The 25,881-nt window shown below is 69.9% G+C and carries 24 protein-coding genes; 17 read left to right on the top strand and 7 right to left on the bottom strand.

Annotated features, from left to right (window positions below; genetic code table 11):
- Positions 1 to 115: 115 nt before the first annotated feature.
- Positions 116 to 1,186, bottom strand: a complete 1,071-nt coding sequence (locus OG542_RS16540; protein WP_408057869.1) for a hypothetical protein — start codon at positions 1,184 to 1,186, stop codon at positions 116 to 118.
- Complete coding sequence (locus tag OG542_RS16535; protein ID WP_328411677.1) at positions 1,186 to 1,842, bottom strand: hypothetical protein; 657 nt, start codon at positions 1,840 to 1,842, stop codon at positions 1,186 to 1,188. The genes OG542_RS16540 and OG542_RS16535 overlap by 1 nt, the downstream gene beginning before the upstream one ends.
- Positions 1,843 to 2,159: 317 nt before the next feature.
- On the opposite strand from OG542_RS16535, the gene OG542_RS16530 reads away from it, so the two are divergent.
- The 4 genes from OG542_RS16530 (at position 2,160) to OG542_RS16515 (ending at position 7,689) form a co-directional block, all read left to right on the top strand.
- Complete coding sequence (locus OG542_RS16530; RefSeq protein WP_328411675.1) at positions 2,160 to 5,162, top strand: BTAD domain-containing putative transcriptional regulator; 3,003 nt, start codon at positions 2,160 to 2,162, stop codon at positions 5,160 to 5,162.
- Positions 5,159 to 5,920, top strand: coding sequence for an A24 family peptidase (locus OG542_RS16525; protein ID WP_328411673.1), 762 nt, complete (start codon positions 5,159 to 5,161; stop codon positions 5,918 to 5,920). The genes OG542_RS16530 and OG542_RS16525 overlap by 4 nt, the downstream gene beginning before the upstream one ends.
- Before the next feature lie 105 nt (positions 5,921 to 6,025).
- A complete protein-coding gene (mqnC, locus tag OG542_RS16520) occupies positions 6,026 to 7,225 on the top strand; it encodes a cyclic dehypoxanthinyl futalosine synthase (protein WP_193482435.1) in 1,200 nt (399 codons plus the stop codon).
- A 17-nt stretch (positions 7,226 to 7,242) separates the two neighbouring features.
- Entirely contained in the window at positions 7,243 to 7,689 is a 447-nt protein-coding gene (locus OG542_RS16515; RefSeq protein ID WP_193482434.1) for a hypothetical protein, read from the top strand.
- 286 nt (positions 7,690 to 7,975) lie between these two features.
- On the opposite strand, the gene OG542_RS16510 is transcribed toward OG542_RS16515, so the two are convergent.
- Positions 7,976 to 9,010, bottom strand: a complete 1,035-nt coding sequence (locus OG542_RS16510) for a chitinase (RefSeq protein ID WP_328411669.1) — start codon at positions 9,008 to 9,010, stop codon at positions 7,976 to 7,978.
- Between the two features lie 373 nt (positions 9,011 to 9,383).
- Here OG542_RS16510 and OG542_RS16505 point away from each other — a divergent pair, with 373 nt between their 5' ends.
- Entirely contained in the window at positions 9,384 to 10,079 is a 696-nt protein-coding gene (locus OG542_RS16505) for a demethylmenaquinone methyltransferase (protein ID WP_215119586.1), read from the top strand.
- Between the two features lie 40 nt (positions 10,080 to 10,119).
- Here the strand turns inward: OG542_RS16505 and OG542_RS16500 are convergent, their stop codons facing one another.
- Positions 10,120 to 10,431: a PASTA domain-containing protein gene (locus tag OG542_RS16500; protein ID WP_311127228.1), complete on the bottom strand. Its 312-nt coding sequence runs from the start codon at positions 10,429 to 10,431 to the stop codon at positions 10,120 to 10,122.
- A gap of 151 nt (positions 10,432 to 10,582) precedes the next feature.
- On the bottom strand, positions 10,583 to 11,089 hold the full coding sequence (locus OG542_RS16495; protein ID WP_328342261.1) for a GNAT family N-acetyltransferase: 507 nt from the start codon (positions 11,087 to 11,089) through the stop codon (positions 10,583 to 10,585).
- 97 nt (positions 11,090 to 11,186) lie between these two features.
- Here OG542_RS16495 and OG542_RS16490 point away from each other — a divergent pair, with 97 nt between their 5' ends.
- Positions 11,187 to 12,482: a geranylgeranyl reductase family protein gene (locus OG542_RS16490; protein ID WP_184591585.1), complete on the top strand. Its 1,296-nt coding sequence runs from the start codon at positions 11,187 to 11,189 to the stop codon at positions 12,480 to 12,482.
- 34 nt (positions 12,483 to 12,516) lie between these two features.
- Here OG542_RS16490 and def read toward each other — a convergent pair whose 3' ends face one another.
- Entirely contained in the window at positions 12,517 to 13,143 is a 627-nt protein-coding gene (def, locus tag OG542_RS16485) for a peptide deformylase (RefSeq protein WP_328411663.1), read from the bottom strand.
- 337 nt (positions 13,144 to 13,480) lie between these two features.
- Positions 13,481 to 14,320 carry a C40 family peptidase gene (locus OG542_RS16480; RefSeq protein WP_261679069.1) on the bottom strand — a complete coding sequence of 280 codons (840 nt, stop codon included), beginning with the start codon at positions 14,318 to 14,320 and terminating at the stop codon, positions 13,481 to 13,483.
- A gap of 725 nt (positions 14,321 to 15,045) precedes the next feature.
- Between OG542_RS16480 and OG542_RS16475 the strand changes: the two genes are divergently transcribed.
- From OG542_RS16475 to nuoK, 11 genes are read left to right on the top strand one after another with little or no spacing between them, the layout of a single operon-like run.
- Positions 15,046 to 15,405 (top strand): NADH-quinone oxidoreductase subunit A, encoded by a 360-nt coding sequence (locus tag OG542_RS16475; RefSeq protein WP_003974383.1) that lies wholly within the window; start codon positions 15,046 to 15,048, stop codon positions 15,403 to 15,405.
- 13 nt (positions 15,406 to 15,418) lie between these two features.
- On the top strand, positions 15,419 to 15,973 hold the full coding sequence (locus OG542_RS16470) for a NuoB/complex I 20 kDa subunit family protein (RefSeq protein WP_018528252.1): 555 nt from the start codon (positions 15,419 to 15,421) through the stop codon (positions 15,971 to 15,973).
- Positions 15,970 to 16,713: an NADH-quinone oxidoreductase subunit C gene (locus tag OG542_RS16465; RefSeq protein ID WP_328411660.1), complete on the top strand. Its 744-nt coding sequence runs from the start codon at positions 15,970 to 15,972 to the stop codon at positions 16,711 to 16,713. The genes OG542_RS16470 and OG542_RS16465 overlap by 4 nt, the downstream gene beginning before the upstream one ends.
- On the top strand, positions 16,710 to 18,032 hold the full coding sequence (locus OG542_RS16460; RefSeq protein WP_261679071.1) for an NADH-quinone oxidoreductase subunit D: 1,323 nt from the start codon (positions 16,710 to 16,712) through the stop codon (positions 18,030 to 18,032). Before OG542_RS16465 ends, OG542_RS16460 begins: the two co-directional genes overlap by 4 nt.
- The gene (gene nuoE, locus OG542_RS16455) at positions 18,029 to 18,889 is read left to right on the top strand and encodes an NADH-quinone oxidoreductase subunit NuoE (protein ID WP_261679072.1); all 861 of its coding nucleotides are present in this window, start codon (positions 18,029 to 18,031) and stop codon (positions 18,887 to 18,889) included. The genes OG542_RS16460 and nuoE overlap by 4 nt, the downstream gene beginning before the upstream one ends.
- Positions 18,889 to 20,235 carry an NADH-quinone oxidoreductase subunit NuoF gene (gene nuoF, locus OG542_RS16450; RefSeq protein WP_391647691.1) on the top strand — a complete coding sequence of 449 codons (1,347 nt, stop codon included), beginning with the start codon at positions 18,889 to 18,891 and terminating at the stop codon, positions 20,233 to 20,235. Before nuoE ends, nuoF begins: the two co-directional genes overlap by 1 nt.
- Positions 20,232 to 22,736, top strand: a complete 2,505-nt coding sequence (locus tag OG542_RS16445; protein WP_328411656.1) for an NADH-quinone oxidoreductase subunit G — start codon at positions 20,232 to 20,234, stop codon at positions 22,734 to 22,736. Before nuoF ends, OG542_RS16445 begins: the two co-directional genes overlap by 4 nt.
- A complete protein-coding gene (nuoH, locus tag OG542_RS16440) occupies positions 22,733 to 24,109 on the top strand; it encodes an NADH-quinone oxidoreductase subunit NuoH (protein ID WP_261682526.1) in 1,377 nt (458 codons plus the stop codon). Before OG542_RS16445 ends, nuoH begins: the two co-directional genes overlap by 4 nt.
- Positions 24,102 to 24,743, top strand: a complete 642-nt coding sequence (gene nuoI / locus OG542_RS16435) for an NADH-quinone oxidoreductase subunit NuoI (RefSeq protein ID WP_193482423.1) — start codon at positions 24,102 to 24,104, stop codon at positions 24,741 to 24,743. The genes nuoH and nuoI overlap by 8 nt, the downstream gene beginning before the upstream one ends.
- Positions 24,740 to 25,582: an NADH-quinone oxidoreductase subunit J gene (locus tag OG542_RS16430; RefSeq protein WP_193482422.1), complete on the top strand. Its 843-nt coding sequence runs from the start codon at positions 24,740 to 24,742 to the stop codon at positions 25,580 to 25,582. The genes nuoI and OG542_RS16430 overlap by 4 nt, the downstream gene beginning before the upstream one ends.
- Positions 25,579 to 25,878, top strand: a complete 300-nt coding sequence (nuoK, locus tag OG542_RS16425) for an NADH-quinone oxidoreductase subunit NuoK (protein WP_003992252.1) — start codon at positions 25,579 to 25,581, stop codon at positions 25,876 to 25,878. The genes OG542_RS16430 and nuoK overlap by 4 nt, the downstream gene beginning before the upstream one ends.
- Positions 25,879 to 25,881 lie beyond the last annotated feature (3 nt).

Raw genomic sequence — 25,881 nt, 5'->3', positions numbered from 1 at the left:
GACAGGGAACGAAGCTACCAGGGGAGGGGAATCGGCCCTTGAGAGACAGGGGTGGATTGTGTGGGGAAGGTGAGGAGTGTGGCGTGGCAGTTGCGAACGATGTGGGGTCCGGTAGTCAGCGGTTGATCGACTGGATCTCCTGGACGTTCATGTCCTGGGTCGTTTCGAACGTGCCGTCCGGGAGATCGCCGTTCGCGCCGCCCGAGCCCTCCCAGCTGATCTGCCAGGTGACGCTGGCGGAGAGTTGGTAGGGCGTGCCGTTCGTGGCGCGGAGGTAGCGGACGCCGCAGGGGGGAGTCTTGTCGGCGTTGCCCTTGGTGAACGGGGTGCCGATGCTGCCGTCGTCGTTGATCTGGCAGTCGCCGGAGGCGGGGAAGGTTTCGGCGTCGTCCGTGCCCGGCTCCAGGTGGAGGGCGACCGGCTTGGCGGTCGTCTCGGCCCACAGGCCCGTGTTCGGGAGTTCGGCGCGGACCTTGACGTCCTGGAAGGTGCCCTTGTCCAGCCACACCCAAGTGGGCAGATTTACCGTGGACTTCGCCTCCGGCTTCAGGTCGACCTTCGTGTCCGGGACCTTGACCTTGTCGTAGGCGTAGTCGGCGAGTGTCTCGGCTGTGGGGGCGTTCGGCACGTCGGGGATTTCGCCGGCGTCCTGCCAGAACATGACGCGTTCACAGTCGTACGAGTCCTCGTCGCGGGCCACGCCGCGCCAGAAGTAACCGTCCTTGCCGAGGTTGTAGTTCTCGTAGCCCTTGCGGGTGACGAGTGACTCGTCCTCGTAGTTGTAGGCGTCCTTGCCGTCCCGGTAGTGGTCCGTCCATAGTTTCTGGCCGCCCCAGGACGTGTGGGGGCTTACCTGTCCGAGAGCGACGCCCGTCTCCGAGAACTTCTTGAGCTGCTCCGGCGTGTAGACGGGCTCGTACCAGCAGGGCGGGGGCTCCCAGTTCACGTCCGTCGACGAGATGGTGCCGCTGTTGCCGCCGGTGGGGCCGCTCACCTGACTGACCTTGATCCGGGACGACGCGACGGAAGCGGAGACTTCCTGGTCGTTCGCGTTTCCCGAAGGAGGGGGAGTCGAGGCCGTGGTGTCTTCCGCAGGTCCGTCGGCATGTGCGATGCCGCCGGTCCACAGCACCGCAGCTGCGCCCAGGACGGCACTCCAGCCCATTGCCCGCCGTGCAGGTGTCATCATCGGCACTGCTTCGCCTTGCCGAAGACCTCGACGTTTCCGGTCTTCCAGACCGGTGAGGAGCCGGACGGCGGGATCATGAGCAGCTTCCACGACTGGTAACTGTCCAAGCTTTCCTCGGTGTAGAGGACCTTCTTGGACTTGATCTCCCTGCCGTAGAACTTGGCCTGGTTCCTGCAGAACGAGACGAGTACGCGCTTGCCGTCGCTCAGGGTGGTGACGTCCTCGTCGTAGTACTTGTCCGTCCCTGTGACGGTCCATCCGCCCTTGACCCAGGACTCGATCTGAGACTTGGCGTACTGCGAGGCCTGTGCGCCCGAATAGAACCGGTACGCCGGGTCGTTCGCATCCTGCTGGGCAATGCCGTGCTTCAGCGCACGGATGTAGTTCTCGGCGTCGGCAAGCGCTGCCGCCTGCTTCGCGTCGGACGGCTGGTCGAAGTCGAAGACCAGCTTCAAGTCCTTCGGCACGCTGACGTCCGGGCGGTCGGCGTCGGCGGCGCCGGACGCCGAGGCCGACGGGCTCTTCGCTGCCCCGTCCGCCCCCTTGATGTCGTCCGACGACGTGTCATCGCCGCCCCCGCCGCATGCGGTGAGCAGAAGTGCTGCCGTCGTGGCGAACACGGCAGCTGTGGTGGTCAGAGCGCGGCGGGCCACGGATTCTCCCCCGAGGTTGGCGTGTGCGACAGGGAACGAAGCTATCAGGGGCTGTGCGTGCCCCCATGGGTGGCCATGGTGGATTGTGTGGAGTGCGTGAGGGGTGTGCGTGGCAGTTGCGAAGAGGGTGATCCGGGCGGCCCGGTCGGCCGCGCGAGCGCAAGCAGCACAGGGGCAAATCGGACGTCAACGAGGTTCCTTCCCTCCGTCCTTCGACGACCTCAATAAGAGTCCATAAGATCTCTGTAGGCTCAGCACACCCCTCACGTCACAGCTCGGCCTCACCGCACTCCACACACGACCCCAGGACACCCGCCATGCCGCGACGCCGCACCTCAAGCTCGTCAAGCTCGACGGGAAGTACGACGGGAACGACGGCCCCAACGACGGCCCCGAGGAATCGCACGCCGCAGCCGGTGAGGATCCGGCGGCGGTCGTTCGGGGACTTCGTCAAGGCGTTCTTCGCCTTCGTCGCCCTGGCCGTTCTGCTCGTCGGCGTGCCGGGCGCGCTGGCCACGCAGATCGGGTGGCCGTTGCCGAACGGGGTGCCGAGCCTCGACTGGCTGCAGCAAGAGATCACCGTTCAGACGTTCCTGAACATCCTCACCGTCGTGGTGTGGCTGGCCTGGGCGCAGTTCACCGCCTGCGTGCTCGTCGAGATGAAGGCCGCGCTGTCCGGTGTCGGCGTGCCGGGGCGCGTACCGGGCGCCGGGCCCAGTCAGTTGCTCGCGCGGCAGCTCGTCGCCGCGCTGCTGCTCGTCGGCGCCACGGCCGCCAGCTTCGCGCCCGGTCTTTCGCAGCTCGGGCAGAGCTACGACGCCAACCAGAAGCCCACCGTGGCCGCGGCCCAGCAGACCCCGGGCGGTCTCTTCGCCCAGCAGCAGGAGCAGGCCGCCGACACCGCGGCCGCCCTCGCCGGGCAGGCCTCGCACGCCGCCTCGCACGCCGAGGCCGGCGGCAGCACCGCCAAGCAGGGCGACACGAAGTACTACCGGATCCAGCCGCCCGAGGGGCGTCACCACGACTCGCTGTGGGAGATAGCGGACCGGCACCTCGGTGACGGGCGTCGCTACAAGGAGATCTTCGACCTCAACAAGGACCGCGTTCAGCCGGACGGGTCCAAGCTCTCCGAGGCCAGTCTCATCCGGCCCGGCTGGATCATGGAGATGCCGGGCGACGCCCGCGGCGGCGACCTCGTCGAGATGCCCGACGAGGCTCCCAACGTGTCGCCCGATGTGCAGCAGCAGATCAGCGACTACGCCCAGAGCGGCGATCACGCCCAGGGCGGAGGGGGCGCCGGGGCTCAGGGCGGCGGCCACGAGCACGCGGGCGGTGCCGGTGGCGGTGCCTCCCAGGTGTCCCTGCCCGAGCAGCGGCCCGCCGGCGACGCCGGTCACGAGCAGGCGACCAGCGTCGGCGCCGAGTCGGACAGCTCCTTCGGCCTCCCCGAGGCCCTTCTCACCGCCCCCCTTCTCGCCGCCGGTCTCCTCGGCGCCCTGGGGCGGCGGCGCCGGCAGGCGCTGTGGCAGTCGGCGTTCGGGGCCGTCGGCGGACGGCGCGGTATGGAGCCGCCCACTCCGAGCGGGGACGCCCAGGACGTCCAGGACGCGCTGCTCGTCGGCGCCGACCCCGAGGGCGTACGACTGCTCGACCGGAGTCTGAGGGGGCTCGCCGCCTCCCTCGCCCAGGAGTCGCGGGCGCTGCCGGTCGTGTACGCGGCCTGGCTGAGCAACGGCGACCTGCACCTCCAGCTCGCCCAGCCCGCCGGGAAGCCGCCCGCCCCCTGGCAGCAGGGGCAGGACCAGACCTTCTGGATGCTGGCCAGGACCGACGCCGAGCGCTACGAGGACACCGACACGGCCGCTCCGTACCCGGGGCTCGTCAGCCTCGGCACCATGGACGACTCACGGCTGCTGCTCAACCTGGAGGCGGTGCCCGGCATCGTCTCGCTGAGCGGCCGGGAGGCCGACCGGGCCGCCGTCTTCGCGTCCGTCGCCGCCGAGTTGGCGACCAACGGATGGTCCGACCGCATGACCATCACGCTCGTCGGCTTCGGGGAGGACCTGACGCCGCTCGCCCCGAACCGGATCCGGCACCTCGAGGACATCGAGGCGCTCGTCGAGACCATGGAGGCCGAGACACGGCAGCGGCGGGGCGCGCTGGGCGCGGCCGGGCACGACTCCGTGCTCACCGGCCGCACCGGGCCCGCCCAGCACACCCGCTGGGCCCCGCACCTCGTCCTCCTCGCCGCCCAGCCGTCCGCCGAGGACGCCGTCAAGCTCGCCGAACTCGCCGCCGACGCCGGACGGCTCGGCATCGGCTACCTCGTCGGCACCGAGACCGGCGATCTGCCGGGCGCCGCCTGGGAGATGGAGATCACCGGCCAGGGCAAGCTGCTCGCGCCCCTCCTCGGGCTCGAGCTCGACGCCCAGCTGCTGCCTGCCGCCCAACAGCGTGCCGTGGTCGAGCTGTTCACCGACGCCGACCCCGAGCGTGAGTCGAACGGGCCCGTGACCACCCCGCCGTTCCTCGTCGACATCAGCGAGCACGGGCGGCCGGCCGTCTACGCCAGGCTCGTAGGGCCGTACGAAATCATCGGCCTGGACAACCCGGACGGGGAGCGCAGCGCGCTGCTGCACGAGGCGCTCGCCCTGCTGCTCCTGCACCGCGAGGGCGTGCACCCGCGGGTGCTGGCCTCCGCGCTGTGGCCGCGCGGCGTCACCGACGATGTACGGGACGCGCTCCTGGACCGGCTGCGCGTGTGGCTCGGCGCCGACCCGGACGGCACGCCCCGCCTCGGCAGGGACGCGACCGGGCGGCTCACGCTCGCCAAGTCCGTCGTCTCCGACCTGGACGTGCTGCGCTCCCTCTACCACGAGGCCACGCAGGGCAAGGGCGTCGACAGCCGGGCCGTGCGCGGGCGGCTGCTCACCGACGCGCTCGTGCTGGTGCGCGGGCCGCTGCTCGCCGACCGGCCCGAGGGCCGATACCGGTGGCTCACCCACGAGATCGTCGACGCCCAGCTGCCGCTGCTGGTCGCGGACACCGGGCTCGCGCTGTGCGAGTTCCACATGGAGAAGAACCGCGCGGAGAAGGCCATCGAGGCCCTCAACGCGGCGCTGCGCACCGCCCCGGCCGACGAGCGCCTGTGGCACGAGCTGCTGCGCGCCACCCACGCCACGGGTGACACGTCCCAGCTCACCGCCCTCGCCACCGATCTCATCGGCCGCAGCGGGGCTCGGGGCCTGCCGCCGCGCACCGAGGCACTGCTCGACGAGCTGCTGCCGACGTGGCGCGACGCGATCGCCGCGGTGGGATGAACACCGGGCTGCTGATCATCGCCGCCGCGCTCTGGGGCGCGGCGGCGGGGTCGTTCCTGCCGCGCGCGGCCTATCGTTTTTCGGCCCCCGCGGGAGAGCCGTGGCGGGAAGAGTGCCCCGGCGGGCATGCCCTCAAGGGCTGGCTGGGACGCGCCACGTGCCCGGAGTGCGCGAAGGCGGCGGCGGAGGGGGCCGAGGGGGCTGAAGCGGCCGGATACGGGCCGCGTACGACACCCCTGGTGATCGCCACCGCCCTCGTCTGCGCCGCCCTCGCCGCCGCCACCGGCACCCGCCCCGAGCTCGGCGTCTGGCTGCTGCTCGCCCCCGTCGGGGTCCTGCTGACGGCCGTCGACTTCCGGGTGCGGCGGCTGCCCGACCCGCTCACGCTCCCGTTCGCCGGGGCCGCGCTCGCCCTGCTCGGCCTCACCGCGCTCGTGCCCGAGCACACGGGGGAGTGGACGACCGCCCTGCTCGGCTCGCTCGCGCTGGGCGGCGGCTACTTCGTGCTGTTCCTCATCAACCCCGCCGGCATGGGCTTCGGCGACGTCAAGCTCGCCCTGGGCACGGGGACCGTCCTCGGCTGGTACGGGTGGCCGACCGTGATGCTCGGCACCTTCGCCGGGTTCCTGCTGGGCGCGCTGTACGGCGGCGCCCTCGTCGTCGCCCGGCGGGCCTCGCGCAAGACGGCGATCGCGTTCGGGCCGTTCCTGATCACGGGTGCCTTGCTGGGACTGCTCGTGGGCGCGTACACGGCCTGACGTCCGGTCTCCCGCAACCCCTGGCGACGGCCTGACGTCCGGTCCCCGCAACCCCTGGCGTACGCTGGGCTGGTCCGTCCACAACCCTTACGAAAGGGACGCCCGGTGACCGAGAAGGCCGACCTTCAGCCCATCCTCGACCGTGCAGCCGCCGGTGGGCGGATCACCCCGGACGAGGCGCTCGTGCTGTACCGGGACGCCCCGCTGCACGCGCTGGGCGCCGCCGCCGACGCCGTACGCCGCCGCCGGTACGCGGGCACCGAGCACATCGCGACGTACATCATCGAGCGCAACATCAACTACACGAACGTGTGCGTCACGGCGTGCAAGTTCTGCGCCTTCTACGCCGCCCCCAAGGACACCGCCAAGGGCTGGACGCGTGACCTGGACGACATCCTGCGCCGGTGCGCCGAGACGGTCGAGCTGGGCGGCACCCAGATCATGTTCCAGGGCGGACACCACCCGGACTACGGCGTCGAGTACTACGAGAAGCACTTCTCCGCCATCAAGCAGGCCTTCCCGCAGCTGGTGATCCACAGCCTGGGGGCGTCCGAGGTCGAGCACATGGCCCGGATCTCCAAGGTGAGCGTCGAGGAGGCGATCCAGCGCATCCACGCCGCCGGGCTCGACTCCTTCGCCGGTGCCGGTGCCGAGCTGCTGCCCGAGCGGCCCCGCAAGGCCATCGCCCCGCTGAAGGAGTCCGGCGAGCGCTGGCTGGAGATCATGGAGATCGCGCACGGACTGGGCGTGGAGTCGACGTCCACCATGCTGATGGGCACCGGCGAGACCAACGCCGAGCGCATCGAGCACCTGCGGATGATCCGGGACGTACAGGACCGCACGGGCGGTTTCCGCGCCTTCATCCCGTACACCTACCAGCCCGAGAACAACCACCTGAAGGGCCGTACGCAGGCCACGCTCTTCGAGTATCTGCGGATGATCGCGATCGCGCGGCTGTTCATGGACAACATCGCCCACATCCAGGGCTCCTGGCTGACGACGGGCAAGGAGGTCGGCCAGCTCTCCCTGCACTACGGCGCCGACGACCTCGGCTCGATCATGCTGGAGGAGAACGTGGTGTCGTCGGCCGGAGCCAAGCACCGCTCCAACCGGCTGGAGATCATCGACCTGATCCGCAAGGCCGGGCGGGTGCCGGCCCAGCGGGCGACCACGTACGAGCACCTCGTCGTGCACGACGACCCGGCGAACGACCCCGCCGACGACCGTGTGGTCTCGCACTTCTCGTCCACGGCCATCGAGGGCGGCACGGCTCACCCCGAGCTCAAGCTGCTCGCCCCCAACTAGTCGGCGGCGGGGAAGAGTTGGAGACGATCCACACGGCGGACGCGGTCCGTGTCACCTGGGACTCCGATCCCGTCAAGAACGGCGCCGTGGTCGTCGGACGGGACCGGATCGGTGCCGTCGGGAAACTCGGCGACGTGCGCGGGGCGTTCCCGAAGGCCCGGGTGCGCAGCTGGCCCGGGACCCTGGGCCCCGCCCGCGTCCACGAGGGCCCGCTCCCGGACGCCCCGAGCCCGCGCGAACGCGTCCACGCGGTGCTGAAGCTCGGCGCCGTGGCGGTCCTGGAGGAGTACGTCGACTCGGCGGAACTCCGGGCGGCCGCCGAGCGCAACGACGTCGTCGTCCTGCCGCGTACGCGCCGCACCGCCCTGGTCCCGACCGGCCGGGCCGACCTCGCCGTCTTCGACGAGGCGGGGGAGTGCGTCGCGACGGTGTGTGCGGGACGGCTGGTGCACCGGCGCCGCTGAGCCGACGGCCCATGGCGCGGCGCCTGGTGCCGCGTCAGCCCGCGCAGCCACCGCGTCAGCCCGCGCAGCCACCGCGTCAGCCCGCGCAGCCACCGCGTCAGCCCGCGCAGCCACCGCGTCAGCCCGCGCAGCCACCGCGTCAGCCCGCGCAGCCACCGCGTCAGCCCGCGCAGCCACCGCGTCAGCCCGCGCAGCCACCGCGTCAGCCCGCGCAGCCACCGCGTCAGCCCGCGCAGCCACCGCGTCAGCCCGCGCAGCCACCGCGTCAGCCCGCGCAGCCACCGCGTCAGCCCGCCAACTCCTCCGCGAACGCCCCCGAACTCTGCTTCACCCCACTGCAGTCGGTCGCCGGCTGATCGGTCTTCGCCCCGTCCGCGCACTGCCGGTCCCGGGCCGCCGACCACATCGACACCCACCCGATGCCCTTGTCCTCGGCGAAGGCGCGGACCTCGGCGGCGTCGGCGAGCGTGAAGGTCTCGCCGTCGACGTCGTTGACACCGATCATCGAGGTGAGCGCCATGCCCCGCCAGGCGGCCGCGTCCGACGTGCCGAAGACCTTCTTCAACTGGGTGTGCGAGGCCTTGGCGGCCGCGAGGGCGTAACCGCCCATGTCGCCGTCGAACGACGAGCCGTAGTTCATAGTCATCAGATTGACCGTGGCGACCTGGACGCCGTTGTCGTTGGCGGAGGCGAGGAGCGCCAGGCTGTCCTTGCCCAGGCCCGAGGGCATCACCGGCAGCGTGAAGGAGACCTCCAGGTCGCCGCGCTCCTGCTGCAACTGGGCGATCGCCTTCGAACGCAGGGCGATGGAGGCGGAGTCGGCCAACTCGTCGCCCTCGATGTCGAAGTCGGCCCGGGTGGCACCGGCCGCGTCGAGGGCCTTGCCGTACGCCGCCGCCAGCTCCGGCACGCTGTCGCAGGCCGCCGCGAGTTCCTTGCCGGAGGCGCCACCGAAGGAGACCCGGACCTGACCGCCGTCCTTCTTGAGCCCCGCGATACGGGACTTCACCGCGGCATCGCCGAGGGCGTCCGAGCCGTCCCAGCGCGGGGTGCAGCCGCTGCCCCCGGCCAGCACGAAGGCCAGGTTGTACGTCGTGGGAGAGCCCGCGGAGTCGGTGCCGGAGGCGTCCGTGGCACTGACGTAGGGGGCATACGAGGTCGCGTTCGAGGTGCCGGACTCGGCAGGGGACGACGTGCTGGGCGCTGCCGCCGACGCCGGGGGTGCCGGGCGGGCCGCCTCGCCCTGCTCGGAGCAGGCCGCGGTGGCCAGGGCGAGCAGACAGCCCAGTCCGACCGCCGCCCGCTTCCGGTGACTCCTCATAGCGCACGCTCCCGTTCTCGTGAGGTCATAAAGGTCCAAACCCCTAGTACGTTTCCCGGCAGCAAACGTCTCACGGTGATGGGCGCTCAGATCGAGTTCCGCAGGCGTTCCCGATAACTCTCAGAGAGAGGACAGCTTGCGTCGTTTCTCATGGGTCTCTCACATCAGAACCCAAGTTTATGGCACATAAAGGCCGCCTTATGTCCGGGGAATGCATTCCGAGCCTGCCATCGAAAGCCGCGGCACCCGCGGTCGCCGCCGCAAACGGGGCAACGAGTCCGCCGAAGGGCCCATGTGGCGGCGTGGAGGAAGCCCAGGCTCCTGCCGTGAGGACCCTCGGAGGCCCCTCGAGGGGTGCTGCAAGAATGGGCCCGTGACCCGCGCATCCCTGGACAAGCAGCCGCACGAAGTCGCCTCGATGTTCGACGACGTGGCGGAACGGTACGACCTGACCAACGACGTGCTGTCCCTCGGCCAGGACCGGCGATGGCGCAAGGAGGTCGCCAAGGCGGTCGACGCGCGCCCCGCGCAGAAGGTCCTCGACCTGGCGGCGGGCACGGGCACCTCCTCGCTGCCCTTCGCACAGACCGGTGCCTACGTCGTCCCGTGCGACTTCTCCCAGGGCATGCTCCAGGTCGGCAAGCAGCGCCGGCCCTGGCTGCCCTACACCGCCGGCGACGCGACGCGGCTCCCCTTCAAGGACGACACCTTCGACGCCGTCACCATCTCCTTCGGGCTGCGCAACGTGCAGGACACGGACGCGGCGCTGCGGGAGATGCAGCGCGTGACCCGGCCGGGCGGGCGGATCGTGATCTGCGAGTTCTCGCACCCGACGTGGGCGCCGTTCCGCACCGTCTACACCGAGTACCTGATGCGCGCCCTGCCGCCGGTCGCCCGGGCCGTGTCCTCCAGCCCCGACGCCTACGTCTACCTCGCCGAGTCCATCCGCGCCTGGCCCGACCAGCCCGCCCTGGCGGAGCGGCTGGGCAAGGCAGGCTGGTCGCGAGTGGCCTGGCGCAACCTGAGCGGCGGGATCGTGGCCCTGCACCGGGGCTTCAAGGAGAGCTGAGCCCCCCGGGCGCGGCTGACTTCTCCTGGGCAGCCGGCTTCTACGGCGAGCTGAGGACCATGTACGGGTCGCCCGGCTCGTCCAGCTCCCGTCGCAGGCCGCCCCTGGGCGGTCTCGGGATGCGCGGCTCGTGCACGCCTCCGCCGCCCTCGCCGGGGCCGAAGTCGAACCACACGTAGACCATCGAGTCCCGCGGCACCTCGGCCTCGGGCTGCGGGTACTGGCGTACGACGTAGTCGACGACGGCGAGATGGAAGTCGGGCCGGTCCGGCGCGTTGAGGGACAGGCCCCGCGCCCGGGCCGTCTCGCGCGCGTCCACAGCCATCAGACCGACCAGACGCGGTACGCGCACTTCGGGTGCTTTGCGGGATATCTGCACAGATGTCACCCCCAGCGGTACAGGAAGGGTAACTCCGGTCCCGTACCGGCCGGAAGCGACAGATGTCTTTCTGTGACAGTCGATTACGCAGTGTGATGCCCAGGATCCCTGGAGCTCCGTCGTCTCAGAGGTCGAGTCGGTAGCAGTGCCCCGCGCGCTCCGAGGCCGACGTCGTGAACGTCTCGGCGAGGCGCATTCCCAGCCGCCGTGTGACCGCGATGGACCGGCTGTTGCGGGCGTCGACCATCGCCACCACGCCCGGTACGCCGGCCGCCCGCATCCGCTCCAGCGTCTGCCGCGCGGCCGCGGTGACGTACCCCCTGCCCCAGTGCTCCCGGCCCAGGCGCCAGCCGATCTCGATCTCCCCCTTCGGCCCCCAGTCCCGCTCCCAGGGCTGGGCGCCCGTGAAGCCGACGACCTGCCCGGACTCGTCGAGCATGGTCCACAGGCAGTAGCCGCGCTCGGCGTCGTGCCGGCGCTGGCGGGCGGTGAGTTCCTCGTAGACCGACAGTTCGGCGGCCTTTCCGCCGTGGAACTCCATGACGTCCGGGTCGTCGAAGATCCGGTGCCAGACGAACGCGTCCTCGTGGGTGGGCACACGAAGCCGCACAGCGGGGAGGGCTCGGTTCACGGAGGATCCCTTCAGCAGGTGATCGATACCGCTGCATAGACTGCCCCTGTCCTGTGCCGGCCGGCACACAGATTCCGAAGCTTGGGGAGATCCCGCCGTGACCGTCGTGACCGAGCCTCTCTCCGAGAACACCGCCGATGTGATCGTCGTGGGCGCGGGGCCGGCCGGCTCCACGACCGCCTATCACCTCGCCAAGGCGGGACTCGACGTCCTCCTGCTGGAGAAGACCGCGTTCCCGCGCGAGAAGGTCTGCGGCGACGGCCTGACCCCGCGCGCCGTCAAACAGCTCGTGGCGATGGGCATCGACATCTCGGAGGAGGCCGGCTGGCTGCGCAACAAGGGCCTGCGGATCATCGGCGGCGGAGTGCGCCTCCAGCTCGACTGGCCGGATCTCGCCTCCTTCCCCGACTACGGCCTCGTCCGCAAGCGCGACGACTTCGATGATCAGCTCGCCCGGCAGGCCCAGAAGGCGGGCGCCCGGCTGTTCGAGCGCTGCAACGTCGGCGCCCCGGTCATCGACGACCGCACCGGCCGGATCACCGGCGTGCACGCCAAGCTCGGCGAGGAGAAGCGCGAAGTCACCTTCCACGCGCCGCTGGTCGTGGCAGCCGACGGCAACTCCACGCGCCTTTCCCTGGCGATGGGCCTGCACCGCCGCGAGGACCGCCCGATGGGCGTGGCCGTACGGACGTATTTCGAAAGTCCCCGCCACGAGGACGACTACCTGGAGTCCTGGCTGGAGCTCTGGGACCGCCGGGGCCCGGGGGAGGACCGGCTCCTGCCCGGCTACGGCTGGATCTTCGGCATGGGCGACGGCACCTCGAACGTCGGCCTGGGCGTGCTCAACACCTCCGACTCCTTCAAGGAGCTGGACTGGCGCGAGGTCCTGAAGGCCTGGTGCGCGTCCATGCCGGAGGACTGGGGCTACACCCCCGACCACATGACCGGCCCGATCCGCGGGGCGGCGCTCCCGATGGCCTTCAACCGCCAGCCGCACTACACCAAGGGCCTGCTGCTCGTCGGTGACGCCGGCGGCCTGGTGAACCCCTTCAACGGCGAGGGCATCGCCTACGCCATGGAGTCCGGCCAGATCGCCGCCGACGTCATCGTCCAGGCCCACGCCCGCTCCACCCCGGCCCGGCGCGAGCTGGCGCTCCAGCACTACCCGCGCGTGCTCAAGGACACCTACGGCGGGTACTACACGCTCGGCCGCGCCTTCGTGAAGCTCATCGGCAACCCGAAGGTCATGCAGATCGCCACGCAGCGCGGTCTCACGCACCCGATGCTGATGAAGTTCACGCTGAAGCTCCTCGCGAACCTCACGGACCCGACCGGCGGCGACGCGATGGACCGCATCATCAACGGGCTGAGCAAGGTGGCGCCCAAGGCCTGACCAGGCACGCGGGCCTTCGGCACCGAAGGCCCGGTCAGCCGCTCAGGGCCGCGACGTTGGCGGCCCGGCGCGCGAACACCGCCTCGCGCCGGTCCGCCATCTGCCGCAGCGCGTCCTTGCGCTCCCGCCGGGACAACCGGTCCAGGTACACCTGTCCGTTCACATGGTCGGTCTCGTGCTCCAGACAGCGGGCGAAGTAGCCCGTGCCCTCGATGACGAGCGGTTCGCCGTCCCGGTCGTACCCGCGCACCACCGCCCGGTCCGGACGCGGTACGTCCATCGTGGCCCCCGGCACCGACAGGCACCCCTCGCCCTCGTCGAGCAGCCTCCGGTGAGCGGCGTCCAGCGAATGAAGCACCGGGTTGACGATGTGCCCGACGTGCCGCACCCCCTCGTCGTCCGGGCAGTCGTACACGAACAGCCGCAGGTCGACCCCGACCTGGTTCGCCGCGAGTCCGGCACCGTCCGCGGTGTACATCGTCAGGAACATGTCGTCGATCAGCGCGGCGAGGTCCGGACCGAACTCGGTGACGTCCCGGCACGGCTTGTGCAGGACCTCCTCACCGACCTCGGTGATCCGCCGGACCTTCCCGTGCCGGGCCTCGGGCGCGAGCCGGGGATACGAGTCGACGGGCCGTCCCTGTACGAAGACGCTTGGCATCTGCTGTCTCTCCCTCTGTGTCGGTGAGGTTCCTGTGGGCGGGAACCGGGTTACGCGGCATTGAAAAGCCGCGCCCTTCCCGCCGGGACTCATGACAACAGAGCACGCACGGCCGTCCCAGACGGACTCCGGCCACAAACGCGCGACGGAGAGACGAGACAGGGAGCCTCTGCAGCGCGTGTACGAGCCGCGCTACCGGCTGGGGCTGTTGCCTGACACGTCCGGCCTCGGACAGGCCGGGAGAGAGCCGCCTGGGCGGCTTGTGAGGGGTGAACGGACCGGGAGGGCCGCTGCCAGATCGGCGGCGGCCCTCAGCCCGTATGTGAGATCGAAGAAGTCAGAGGACGCGGACGGCGCCCGACGCCGGGTAACCCGACAGGTCCTGGATGACGACGCCCTTGGACGGGTTGGCCGCGTCCAGGTACTGGCCGTCTCCGATGTAGACACCCACGTGGTACGCGGAGCCCTTGCCACCCCAGTAGAGGATGTCGCCGACCTGGACGTCGGACAGCGGCACGTCCGTGCCGGCCATCGACTGGTCCTGCGAGACGCGCGGCAGGTCCACACCAACCTGCTTGTACGCGGCCTGCACGAGGGAGGAGCAGTCCCAGGCGCTGGGACCGGTGGCGCCCATGACGTAGGCGTCACCCACCTGTGCCTTGAGGAAGGCGACGACGGTCGCGACGCTGCCGCTGGCAGGCGCGGTCGTCGAGGTCGAGGTCGACGCGGAGGCGGAGGCGGAGAGGGTGGCTCGCTCGGCGCTGCGCGTGGCTCGCTCGGCGGCGGCCTTGCGGGCGGCCTCGGCGGCCTTCTTCTTGGCCTCAGCCTTCTTCTTCGCCTCGGCGAGGTCCTTCTTGGCCTCCGTGGCGGCCTTGGCGGCGGCGGCGTCACGCTCGGCGCGCAGCTCGTAGTTCGCGGCCGCCTGCTGGGTGGCGTCCGCGGACTGGGCGACCTGAGTGGCCATATCGGCCGTCAGGGTGGGCAGTTCGATGGTCTGCGTCACCGGCTCGGCGGCGTTCGCCGAGGCCGACGCACCCGCCGCTGCCATGCTGAGAATGCCACCGGTGACTCCGGCACGCATGGCGATCGTCGAGGTCGCACTGCGGCGGGGTTTCCGGTGGCTGCGTATGTGAGCGGTGTGGGACATGGGAACAACCGGTACCAGGGGCTCCTTCATATCTTCAAGAAACGTGTGCTGCGCCACAGTTGTTCAATCGGGCCCTCAAAACCCCCTCGCGAGCCCCTTTATTGACGCCGTAACGGACATTGCGGGCGCATCGTGACCGGGCTGTGATCACGGTCTTTGATCAATACGCCCGAATTGCCCCGCACCTACCACCGGTTGGGTTGATTGGCCAAGCCCCGTTCTCATGACCCTCTCATTGGTGTGACGGAGGTCACGGAACGCTCGCCCCGGTGGTCGCGTCGCGCGCCGTAGATCACGACCCGGTCACGGCCTCGCGAAGATCGTGAACGCGTGCACGCGTCCACACTCCGCTCCACACGCCCTCTGATGTGTGAACGCGGCCTCTACCAAGAGATCGACTCCATCGCCAATTTGCATGCAAGGGAACCCTCTTGATATTGAGACGGACCCTCTGGCCTGCGCTGACTAGGCAAAATGTCACGTCTGGTGATCGCCCGGACGCTTCGCGTGTGAAGATCACCGCTCATCCGACTTCATGATCCTTCGTCAGGTGGTGGAGATCACAAAGCTTGTGCAATACCCCGTGTCGCAGATCACAGAGCGTCGGGCATAAGATGCACGCGGTTGGGCTTGTGACCTGCTTCACATGTTCCCGATCTTCGCCGGGACAGGCGGGGTTCGAGGGACAGGCGGGGCGGAAGTGAGCCCGATGCAAACCGCCAGCAGTCAGTGCCGACTGAGAGGAGCGAGGAGCGGTGAACGCCTATGCGCCCATCCTCGTACTGGGAGCCCTCGGGGCAGGCTTTGCGATCTTCTCCGTGGTCATGGCCACGTTGATCGGGCCCAAGCGGTACAACCGGGCCAAGCTCGAGGCCTACGAGTGCGGTATCGAGCCGACCCCCACGCCGGCCGGCGGCGGGCGCTTCCCGATCAAGTACTACCTGACGGCGATGCTCTTCATCATTTTCGATATCGAGATCGTCTTCCTCTACCCCTGGGCCGTCACCTTCGACGCCCTGGGGATCTTCGGGCTCGTGGAGATGCTGCTCTTCGTGCTCACCGTCTTCGTCGCGTACGCGTACGTATGGCGGCGCGGCGGCCTGGAATGGGACTGAGGGGCCTTTAGTCATGGGACTCGAAGAAAAACTGCCGAGCGGCTTCCTGCTGACCACCGTCGAGCAGGCCGCGGGCTGGGTGCGCAAGTCGTCCGTCTTCCCCGCCACGTTCGGCCTCGCCTGCTGCGCCATCGAGATGATGACCACCGGCGCCGGCCGCTACGACCTGGCGCGCTTCGGCATGGAGGTCTTCCGGGGCTCGCCGCGCCAGGCGGACCTGATGATCGTCGCCGGCCGGGTCAGCCAGAAGATGGCGCCGGTGCTCCGGCAGGTCTACGACCAGATGCCGAACCCCAAGTGGGTGATCTCCATGGGGGTCTGCGCCTCCTCGGGCGGCATGTTCAACAACTACGCCATCGTCCAGGGCGTCGACCACATCGTGCCGGTCGACATCTATCTCCCCGGCTGCCCGCCACGGCCGGAGATGCTGATGGACGCCATCCTCAAGCTCCACCAGAAGATCCAGAGCTCCAAGCTCGGCGTGAACGCCGAGGAGGCGGCCCGCGAGGCGGAGGAGGCGGCGCTCAAGGCCCTGCCCACGATCGAGATGAAGGGGCTGCTGCGATGAGCGACGCGAACGGCAAGGGCGGCGCCAACCCCGAGAAGGACCTGTCGGCCTCCAACCTCCCCGGCCGGCGCGGCGAGGGCGGCGAGGAGATCCGCGTCCAGCGCGGCATGTTCGGCGCCAATAACGGCGGCGACACCTCCGGCTACGGCGGCCTGGTCCGCTCGGTCCGGCTCCCGGGACCGGCAACCCGCCCCTACGGCGGATGGTTCGACGAGGTCGCCGACGAGCTCGAGGGAGCCCTGGAGGAACAGGGCCTGGTCCCCGAGAACGCCATCGAGAAGACGGTCGTCGACCGCGACGAGCTGACCTTCCACATCGAGCGCGAGCACCTGGTCCGCGTCGCCCGCACCCTGCGCGACGACCCGGCCCTGCGCTTCGAGCTGTGCACCGGCGTCAGCGGCGTCCACTACCTGCACGACAAGGGCCGCGAGCTGCACGCCGTCTACCACCTGCGCTCGATCACCCACAACCGGCTGATCCGCCTGGAGGTCAGCGCCCCCGACAGCGACCCGCACATCCCGTCGCTGTTCGAGGTCTACCCGACGAACGACTGGCACGAGCGCGAGACGTACGACTTCTTCGGCATCGTCTTCGACGGCCACCCGGCCCTGACGCGGATCATGATGCCGGACGACTGGCAGGGCTTCCCGCAGCGCAAGGACTACCCCCTCGGCGGCATCCCCGTCGAGTACAAGGGCGCCCAGATCCCGGCTCCGGACCAGCGGAGGTCGTACTCATGAGCACTTCGCACGCCTCCCCTCGGGAGACCACAGAGGGCACCGTCTACACGGTCACCGGCGGCGACTGGGACGAGGTCGTCCAGTCCGCGGCCCGCGCCGACGACGAGCGCATCGTCGTCAACATGGGCCCACAGCATCCGTCCACCCACGGCGTGCTCCGGCTGATCCTGGAGATCGACGGCGAGACCGTCACCGAGGCCCGCTGCGGCATCGGCTACCTGCACACCGGCATCGAGAAGAACCTCGAGTACCGGACGTGGACACAGGGCACGACGTTCGTGACGCGCATGGACTACCTGACGCCGTTCTTCAACGAGACGGCGTACTGCCTCGGCGTCGAGAAGCTCCTCGGCATCGAGGACCAGATCCCGGACCGGGCCTCGATCATCCGTGTGCTCCTGATGGAGCTGAACCGGCTGTCCTCGCACCTGGTGTGCATCGCCACCGGCGGCATGGAGCTCGGCGCCACCACGGTCATGATCTACGGCTTTCGTGATCGTGAACTCATTCTCGATATCTACGAGCTGATCACCGGCCTGCGGATGAACCACGCGTACATCCGCCCCGGCGGACTCGCCCAGGACCTGCCGCCCGGCGCCGTGGACCAGATCCGCGAGTTCGTGAAGAAGATGAAGAAGAACCTCCCGGAGTACGACAAGCTCGCCACCGGGAACCCCATCTTCAAGGCCCGCATGCAGGACGTCGGCTACCTGGACCTGGCCGGCTGCATGGCCCTCGGCGCGACGGGCCCGATCCTGCGCTCCACCGGCCTGCCGCACGACCTGCGCAAGACCCAGCCGTACTGCGGCTACGAGACGTACGACTTCGACGTCCCGACCGCCGACACCTGCGACTCCTACGGCCGCTTCCTCATCCGGCTCGAGGAGATGCGCCAGTCGCTCAGGATCGTCGAGCAGTGCCTGGACCGGCTCCAGCCCGGACCGGTCATGGTCGCCGACAAGAAGATCGCCTGGCCCGCCCAGCTCGCCCTCGGGCCCGACGGCCTCGGCAACTCCCTCGACCACATCAAGAAGATCATGGGCACCTCCATGGAGGCCCTGATCCACCACTTCAAGCTGGTCACCGAGGGCTTCCGCGTCCCGCCGGGTCAGGCGTACGCGGCGGTCGAGTCGCCCAAGGGCGAACTCGGGGTGCACGTCGTGTCCGACGGCGGCACCCGCCCCTACCGCGTCCACTTCCGCGACCCGTCCTTCACCAACCTGCAGGCCATGGCGGCGATGTGCGAAGGCGGCCAGGTCGCCGACGTCATCGTCGCCGTCGCGTCCATCGACCCCGTGATGGGAGGCGTCGACCGGTGACCACCTCATCTTCCGAGCGGGGCGTCAGCCTGGGCATGCCCGAACTGCCCGCGCCCGCCTACCCGGACGACGTCCGGGCCCGTCTGGAGACGGACGCGCGCGAGGTCATCGCCCGCTACCCGGACTCCCGGTCCGCCCTCCTGCCGCTGCTGCACCTCGTGCAGTCGGAGGAGGGACACGTCACGCGCACGGGAATGCGGTTCTGCGCGGACATGCTCGGCCTGACCACGGCCGAGGTCACCGCGGTCGCCACCTTCTACACCATGTACCGGCGCCGGCCGAGCGGTGACTACCAGGTGGGGGTGTGCACCAACACCCTGTGTGCCGTGATGGGCGGGGACGCGATCTTCGAGGAGCTCCAGGAGCACCTCGGCGTCGGCAACGGCGAGACCACCGACGACGGCAAGGTCACCCTGGAGCACATCGAGTGCAACGCGGCCTGCGACTTCGCGCCGGTCGTGATGGTCAACTGGGAGTTCTTCGACAACCAGACCCCGGGCAGCGCCAAGCGCCTCGTCGACGACCTGCGCGCGGGACGGCCGGTCACGCCCACCCGCGGCGCTCCCCTGTGCACGTTCAAGGAGACCGCCCGGGTCCTGGCCGGTTTCCCCGACGAGCGGGACGGGGCCGTCGAGTCCGGAGGAAGCGCGGGACACGCTTCCCTGGTCGGCCTGAAGCTCGCCAAGGGGGAGGCCGCACCCGCGCGCGTGGTGCATCCCCGCGGTGAGGCGGCCCGGACCGAGGCACCCCACGACCCGTCACCGACGGAGCACTTGAGCTCGCACGACGCGCCGCAGGACACGTCGGCCTCCGACCCGGCCCACCCGGCCGGGCCCGCCGCCGAGGAGGGGGAGTGATGACCTTGGCACCCGAGCTGAAAGACATGAGCCCCGAGAAGCTGCTCGCACCGGTGCTGTCGGCTTTCTGGGACGAGGACAAGTCCTGGACGCTGGACGTGTACCGAAGGCACGAGGGGTACGAAGGGCTTCGCAAGGCGCTCGCGATGTCGCCGGACGACCTGATCGCGTACGTCAAGGAGTCCGGTCTGCGCGGGCGCGGCGGCGCGGGATTCCCCACGGGAATGAAGTGGCAGTTCATTCCCCAGGGGGACGGAAAGCCGCACTATCTGGTTGTCAACGCCGACGAGTCGGAGCCCGGGACCTGCAAGGACATCCCGCTCCTCTTCGCGAACCCGCACAGCCTCATCGAGGGCATGATCATCGCGTGTTACGCCATCAGGTCTTCGCATGCCTTCATCTATCTGCGTGGTGAAGTGGTCCCGGTTCTGCGGCGGTTGCACTCGGCCGTGCGCGAGGCGTACGAGGCGGGTTTCCTGGGCGAGAACATCCAGGGCAGCGGACTCGACCTCGACATCACCGTGCACGCGGGCGCGGGCGCGTACATCTGCGGTGAGGAGACCGCACTGCTGGACTCGCTCGAAGGCCGCCGGGGCCAACCGCGGCTTCGTCCCCCCTTCCCCGCTGTCGCGGGCCTCTACGCGTGCCCGACTGTGGTGAACAACGTCGAGTCGATCGCGTCGGTTCCCGCGATCATGACCCGGGGCAAGGACTGGTTCCGGTCGATGGGGAGTGAGAAGTCGCCCGGCTTCACGCTCTACTCCCTCAGCGGCCACGTCGCCAGCCCCGGCCAGTACGAGGCGCCGCTCGGGATCACCCTCCGCCAGCTCCTCGACATGAGCGGCGGTATGCGCCCCGGGCACCGCCTCAAGTTCTGGACGCCGGGCGGCTCCTCGACCCCGATGTTCACCGACGAGCACCTCGACGTCCCTCTTGATTACGAAGGAGTGGGCGCCGCGGGTTCCATGCTCGGCACCAAAGCTCTCCAGTGCTTCGACGAGACGACCTGCGTGGTCCGTGCCGTCACGCGCTGGACCGAGTTCTACGCCCACGAGTCCTGCGGCAAGTGCACGCCCTGCCGCGAAGGCACGTACTGGCTCGTGCAGCTGCTGCGCGACATCGAGGCCGGCAAGGGACGGATGTCCGACCTCGACAAGCTGAACGACATCGCCGACAACATCAACGGCAAGTCCTTCTGCGCCCTCGGCGACGGCGCCGCCTCGCCGATCTTCTCCTCGCTCAAGTACTTCCGCGAGGAGTACGAGCAGCACATCACGGGCCGGGGCTGTCCCTTCGACCCCGCCAAGTCGACGGCTTGGGCCGACCGCACGGAGGTGAACGCATGACCGTGACCACCAACGCTCCCTCAGGCGGGGGAGAGGCGGCGGTCCCGCCGGAGGACCTCGTGTCGCTGACGATCGACGGCGTCGAGCTCAGCGTGCCCAAGGGCACTCTGGTCATCCGGGCCGCCGAACAGCTCGGCATCGAGATCCCCCGGTTCTGCGACCACCCGCTCCTCGATCCGGCCGGCGCCTGCCGCCAGTGCATCGTCGAGGTCGAGGGCCAGCGCAAGCCCATGGCGTCCTGCACCATCACCTGCACCGACGGGATGGTGGTGAAGACCCATCTCACCTCGCCGGTCGCGGAGAAGGCGCAGAAGGGTGTGATGGAGCTCCTGCTCATCAACCACCCGCTGGACTGCCCGGTCTGCGACAAGGGCGGCGAGTGCCCGCTGCAGAACCAGGCCATGTCGCACGGCGACGCCGACTCCCGCTTCGAGGGCCGCAAGCGCACGTACGAGAAGCCCGTGCCGATCTCCACGCAGGTGCTGCTCGACCGTGAGCGGTGCGTGCTGTGCGCCCGCTGCACCCGGTTCTCCAACCAGGTCGCGGGCGACCCGATGATCGAGCTGGTCGAGCGGGGCGCGCTCCAGCAGGTCGGAACCGGCGAGGGCGACCCGTTCGAGTCGTACTTCTCCGGCAACACCATCCAGATCTGCCCGGTCGGCGCGCTGACCTCGGCGGCGTACCGATTCCGCTCCCGCCCCTTCGACCTGGTCTCCTCCCCGTCGGTGTGCGAGCACTGCTCCGGCGGCTGCGCCACGCGCACCGACCACCGGCGCGGCAAGGTCATGCGGCGGCTCGCGGCCGACGACCCCGAGGTCAACGAGGAGTGGATCTGCGACAAAGGGCGGTTCGGGTTCCGGTACGCGCAGCAGCGTGACCGGCTCGAGACGCCGCTCGTGCGCAACGCCGAGGGCGAGCTGGAACCGGCCTCCTGGCCCGAGGCGCTGCAGATCGCGGCCCAGGGGCTGCTGGCCTCCCGGGGCCGCACCGGTGTCCTGACCGGCGGCCGGCTCACCATCGAGGACGCCTACGCGTACAGCAAGTTCGCGCGCGTGGCGCTCGACACCAACGACATCGACTTCCGCGCGCGCGTGCACAGCGGTGAGGAGGCCGACTTCCTCGCCGCCCAGGTCGCCGGGCGCGGCCGGGACCTCGACGGTACGGGCGTCACCTACACCGCACTGGAGAAGGCGCCCGCCGTCCTGCTGGTCGGGTTCGAGGCGGAGGAGGAGGCGCCTGGCGTCTTCCTGCGGCTGCGCAAGGCCTGGCGCAAGCACGGACAGCGGGTCTTCTCGCTGGCCACGCACGCCACGCGCGGTCTGGAGAAGGCCGGTGGCACGCTGCTGCCGGCGGCTCCCGGCACCGAGACCGAGTGGCTGGACGCGCTCGGGAGTGGCGTCGGCCTGGAGGACGACGGCGCCACGGCCGCCGAGGCGCTGCGCGCCGAGGGCGCTGTGATCGTCGTCGGCGAGCGGCTTGCCGCGGTGGCGGGCGGACTCACCGCCGCCGCACGCACCGCCTCCGCGACCGGCGCCCGGCTGGTGTGGATCCCGCGCCGGGCCGGGGAACGCGGCGCGATCGAGGCGGGCGCGCTGCCGTCGCTGCTGCCGGGCGGACGCCCGGCCACCGACCCACGCGCGCGTGACGAGGTCGCCGACGTCTGGGGTGTGGCCGGTCTCCCGCACCGCTACGGCCGCGACACCGGCCAGATCGTCGAGGCCGCCGCGACCGGCGAGCTGCAGGCCCTGCTGGTGGCGGGCGTGGAGATCGCCGACCTGCCCGACCCGGCACGCGCGCGTGCCGCACTCGACGAGGTCGGCTTCCTGGTCTCCCTCGAACTGCGGCCCAGCGAGATCAGCCGCGAGGCCGATGTCGTCCTGCCCGTCGGCGCGGTCGCCGAGAAGGCCGGCACCTTCCTCAACTGGGAAGGCCGGGTCCGCTTCTTCGAGGCCGCGCTCAAGCCCGACCAGATGACCCGCCCCCTCGCGCCCACCGACGCGCGCGTGCTGCAGATGCTCGCCGACGCCATGGACGTCCACCTCGGACTGCCCGATCTGCGCACCGTGCGCGCGGAGATCGACCGGCTCGGCGCCTGGGACGGCCCGCGGGCCGGCGAACCCCTGGAGACCGCGGCCGCGCTGCCCCGCCCGGCCGTCGGCGAGGCCGTACTCGCCGGGCACCGGCTGCTGCTCGACCAGGGCCTCCTCCAGCAGGGCGACGAGGCGCTCGCCGGAACCCGGCACGCCGCACGCGCGCGCCTGTCGGCCGCGACGGCCGCCGAGGCGGGCGTCGAGGAAGGCGACCTCCTCGCCGTGACCGGCCCTCAGGGAGCCGTGGAACTCCCGCTCCAGATCAGTGAGATGCCCGACCGGGTGGTGTGGCTGCCGCTGAACTCCATCGGCGGCGGCGTCGCCTCCGACACCGGCGCGCGGCCCGGCTCCCTCGTCCGCATCGGCCCGGCGACGCTCGCCGGCGAGGCCCCCAAGGAGGTGGAGGCATGAGCCCGTACCTCGCCGCTGAAGACCTCTCGATGTTCGGCCAGGACCCGTGGTGGCTGGTCGTCATCAAGGCGGTGTTCTGCTTCGCCTTCCTGATGGTGACCGTGCTGGTCTCCATCGTCATGGAGCGCAAGGTCGTCGCCTGGATGCAGCTGCGCGTCGGCCCCAACCGGCACGGCCCCTGGGGCATGCTCCAGTCGCTCGCCGACGGCATCAAACTGATGCTCAAGGAGGACGTCGTCGTCAAGCGCGCGGACAAGGCGGTGTACGTCCTCGCGCCGATCATCGCGGCCATCCCGGCCTTCATGGCGATCGCGGTGATCCCCTTCGGCCCGGCCGGCAACGAGATCTCGATCTTCGGCCAGCGCACCACGATGCAGCTCACCGACCTGCCGATCGCGATGCTCTACATCCTCGCGGTCGCCTCGGTCGGCATCTATGGCATCGTCCTCGCGGGCTGGAGCTCCGGCTCGACGTACCCGCTGCTGGGCGGCCTGCGCTCCTGCGCGCAGATGATCTCCTACGAGATCGCGATGGGCGCCGCCTTCGCCTCCGTGTTCCTCTACTCGGGGTCGATGTCGACGTCGACGATCGTCGAGCAGCAGGCCGACCGCTGGTACATCCTGCTGCTGCCGCTCTCCTTCATCCTCTACATCGTCACGATGGTCGGCGAGACCAACCGCGCCCCCTTCGACATGCCGGAGTCCGAGGGCGACCTGGTCGGCGGCTTCAACACCGAGTACTCGTCGATCAAGTTCGCGATGTTCATGCTCGCCGAGTACGTCAACATGGTGACCGTCTCGGCCGTCGCCACCACGCTGTTCCTCGGCGGCTGGCGGGCCCCGTGGCCGATCAGCACCTTCTGGGAGGGCGCGAACCACGGCTGGTGGCCGATGCTCTGGTTCACCGTCAAGGTCCAGCTGCTGCTGTTCATGTTCATCTGGATCCGCGGCACGCTCCCGCGCGTCCGCTACGACCAGCTGATGAAGCTCGGCTGGAAGGTCCTCATCCCGGTCTCGCTGGTGTGGCTGATGCTCGTCGCCACCGTCCGGGCACTGCGGAACGAGAACTACGACTTCGCCGACATCGTGCTCTACGTCGGCGGCGGCGTGCTGGCCCTGCTGCTGCTCTCCTTCGTGGTCGACATGTTCCGCGAGAAGTCGAAGCAGGCCGGGCCGCCGGCCGAGGCCCCGGCGGCCTTCGACCCCATGGCGGGCGGATACCCCGTACCGCCGCTGCCCGGACAGGAGCTTCCGCCGGCTCCGCGACGCCCCTCGCGCCGTGAGCGGGAGCTGATTGTCAGTGGTGGGCCCGATACTCAGAGTGACAAATCTCTGGGCGGATCTACGGATGGAAAGGAGGCGTCCGATGACTGAGGAACCGAAGGACACCAAGCCCGGTTTCCAGAACCCCGTGGCCGGCTTCGGCGTGACCTTCAAGGCCATGTTCAAGAAGCGGCTGACCGAGCAGTACCCGGAGCAGCAGAAGACCACGGCTCCGCGCTTCCACGGACGGCACCAGCTCAACCGCCATCCGGACGGCCTGGAGAAGTGCGTCGGCTGCGAACTGTGCGCGTGGGCCTGCCCCGCGGACGCGATCTATGTGGAGGGCGCGGACAACACCGACGAGGAGCGCTACTCGCCGGGCGAGCGGTACGGCCGCGTCTACCAGATCAACTACGCCCGCTGCATCCTGTGCGGCCTGTGCATCGAGGCGTGCCCCACCCGCGCGCTCACGATGACGAACGAGTTCGAGCTGGCCGACTCCAGCCGGGCCAACCTCATCTACACCAAGGAGCAGTTGCTCGCCGGTCTCGAGGACGGCATGGTCGACTCGCCCCACGCCATCTACCCGGGGACGGACGAACAGGACTACTACCGGGGCCTGGTCACCGAGGCCGCGCCCGGCACGGAGCAGCAGGTCGCTCACTCCGAGGGCGAGGTCGTGCAGGAGGCCGACTCCACCTTCGGCGGGACCGAGCCGGCGTCAAAGAAGGTGATCGGCCGATGACCGCCCAGCTCGCCGCCTACTCCACCTCCACCGCAGAGGCCGTCCAGTTCTGGATCCTCGGCACGATCGCGGTGATCGGCGCCCTGGGCACCATCCTCATGAAGAGGGCCGTGCACAGCGCGCTCTGCCTCGCCGGGACCATGATCATCCTGGCGGTGTTCTACCTCGCCAACGGCGCCTACTTCCTGGGCGTCGTCCAGATCATCGTCTACACCGGCGCGATCATGATGCTGTTCCTGTTCGTGGTGATGCTCGTCGGCGTGACCGCGGCGGACTCCCTGAAGGAGACCATCAAGGGCCAGCGCTGGCTGGCTCTGGTGTGCGGTCTCGGCTTCGGCATCCTGCTGATCGGAGGCATCGGCAACGCCTCCCTCACGGAGTTCAACGGCATCGGCCAGGCGAACGCCGGGGGCAACGTGGAGGGCATCGCCGCCCTCATCTTCACCAAGTACGTCTTCGCGTTCGAGATCACCGGCGCCCTGCTCATCACGGCCGCCGTCGGCGCCATGGTGCTCACCCACCGCGAGCGCACCGAGCGCGCCAAGACGCAGCGCGAACTCTCCGAGGAGCGGGTCCGCGATGGCAGGCAACTGCCGCCGCTGCCGGCCCCCGGTGTGTACGCCCGGCACAACGCGGTCGACATCGCGGGCCTGCTCCCCGACGGCACCCCGTCCGACCTCACCGTCAGCAAGACGCTGCGCGAGCGCGGCCAGATCCGCGACGTGTCGCAGGAGGCGCTCAACGACCTCAAGGCCCTGGAACAGCGGTCCGAGGAGCGCCTGGAGCGCAGGGTGATCGGTCCTGCGAAGCCCAAGCGGTCCGAGGAGGCGTCGAAGTGAACCCCGTCAACTACCTCTATCTCGCGGCCCTGCTGTTCACGATCGGCGCCACCGGCGTGCTGATCAGGCGCAACGCGATCGTCGTGTTCATGTGCATCGAGCTCATGCTCAACGCCTGCAACCTCGCGTTCGTCGCCTTCTCCCGCATGCACGGCAACCTCGACGGCCAGATCATCGCGTTCTTCACGATGGTCGTCGCCGCCGCCGAGGTCGTGGTCGGGCTCGCGATCATCGTGTCCCTGTTCCGTGCCCGTCACTCGGCCTCGGTCGACGACGCCAGCCTGATGAAGCTGTAAGGG

Origin of the sequence: Streptomyces violaceus (genome assembly GCF_036014075.1) — a bacterium.
Lineage (GTDB): Bacteria > Actinomycetota > Actinomycetes > Streptomycetales > Streptomycetaceae > Streptomyces > Streptomyces violaceus.
The sequence above is the reverse complement of the archived record's forward strand: the minus strand, read 5'-3'. Positions and strand labels throughout refer to the sequence as shown.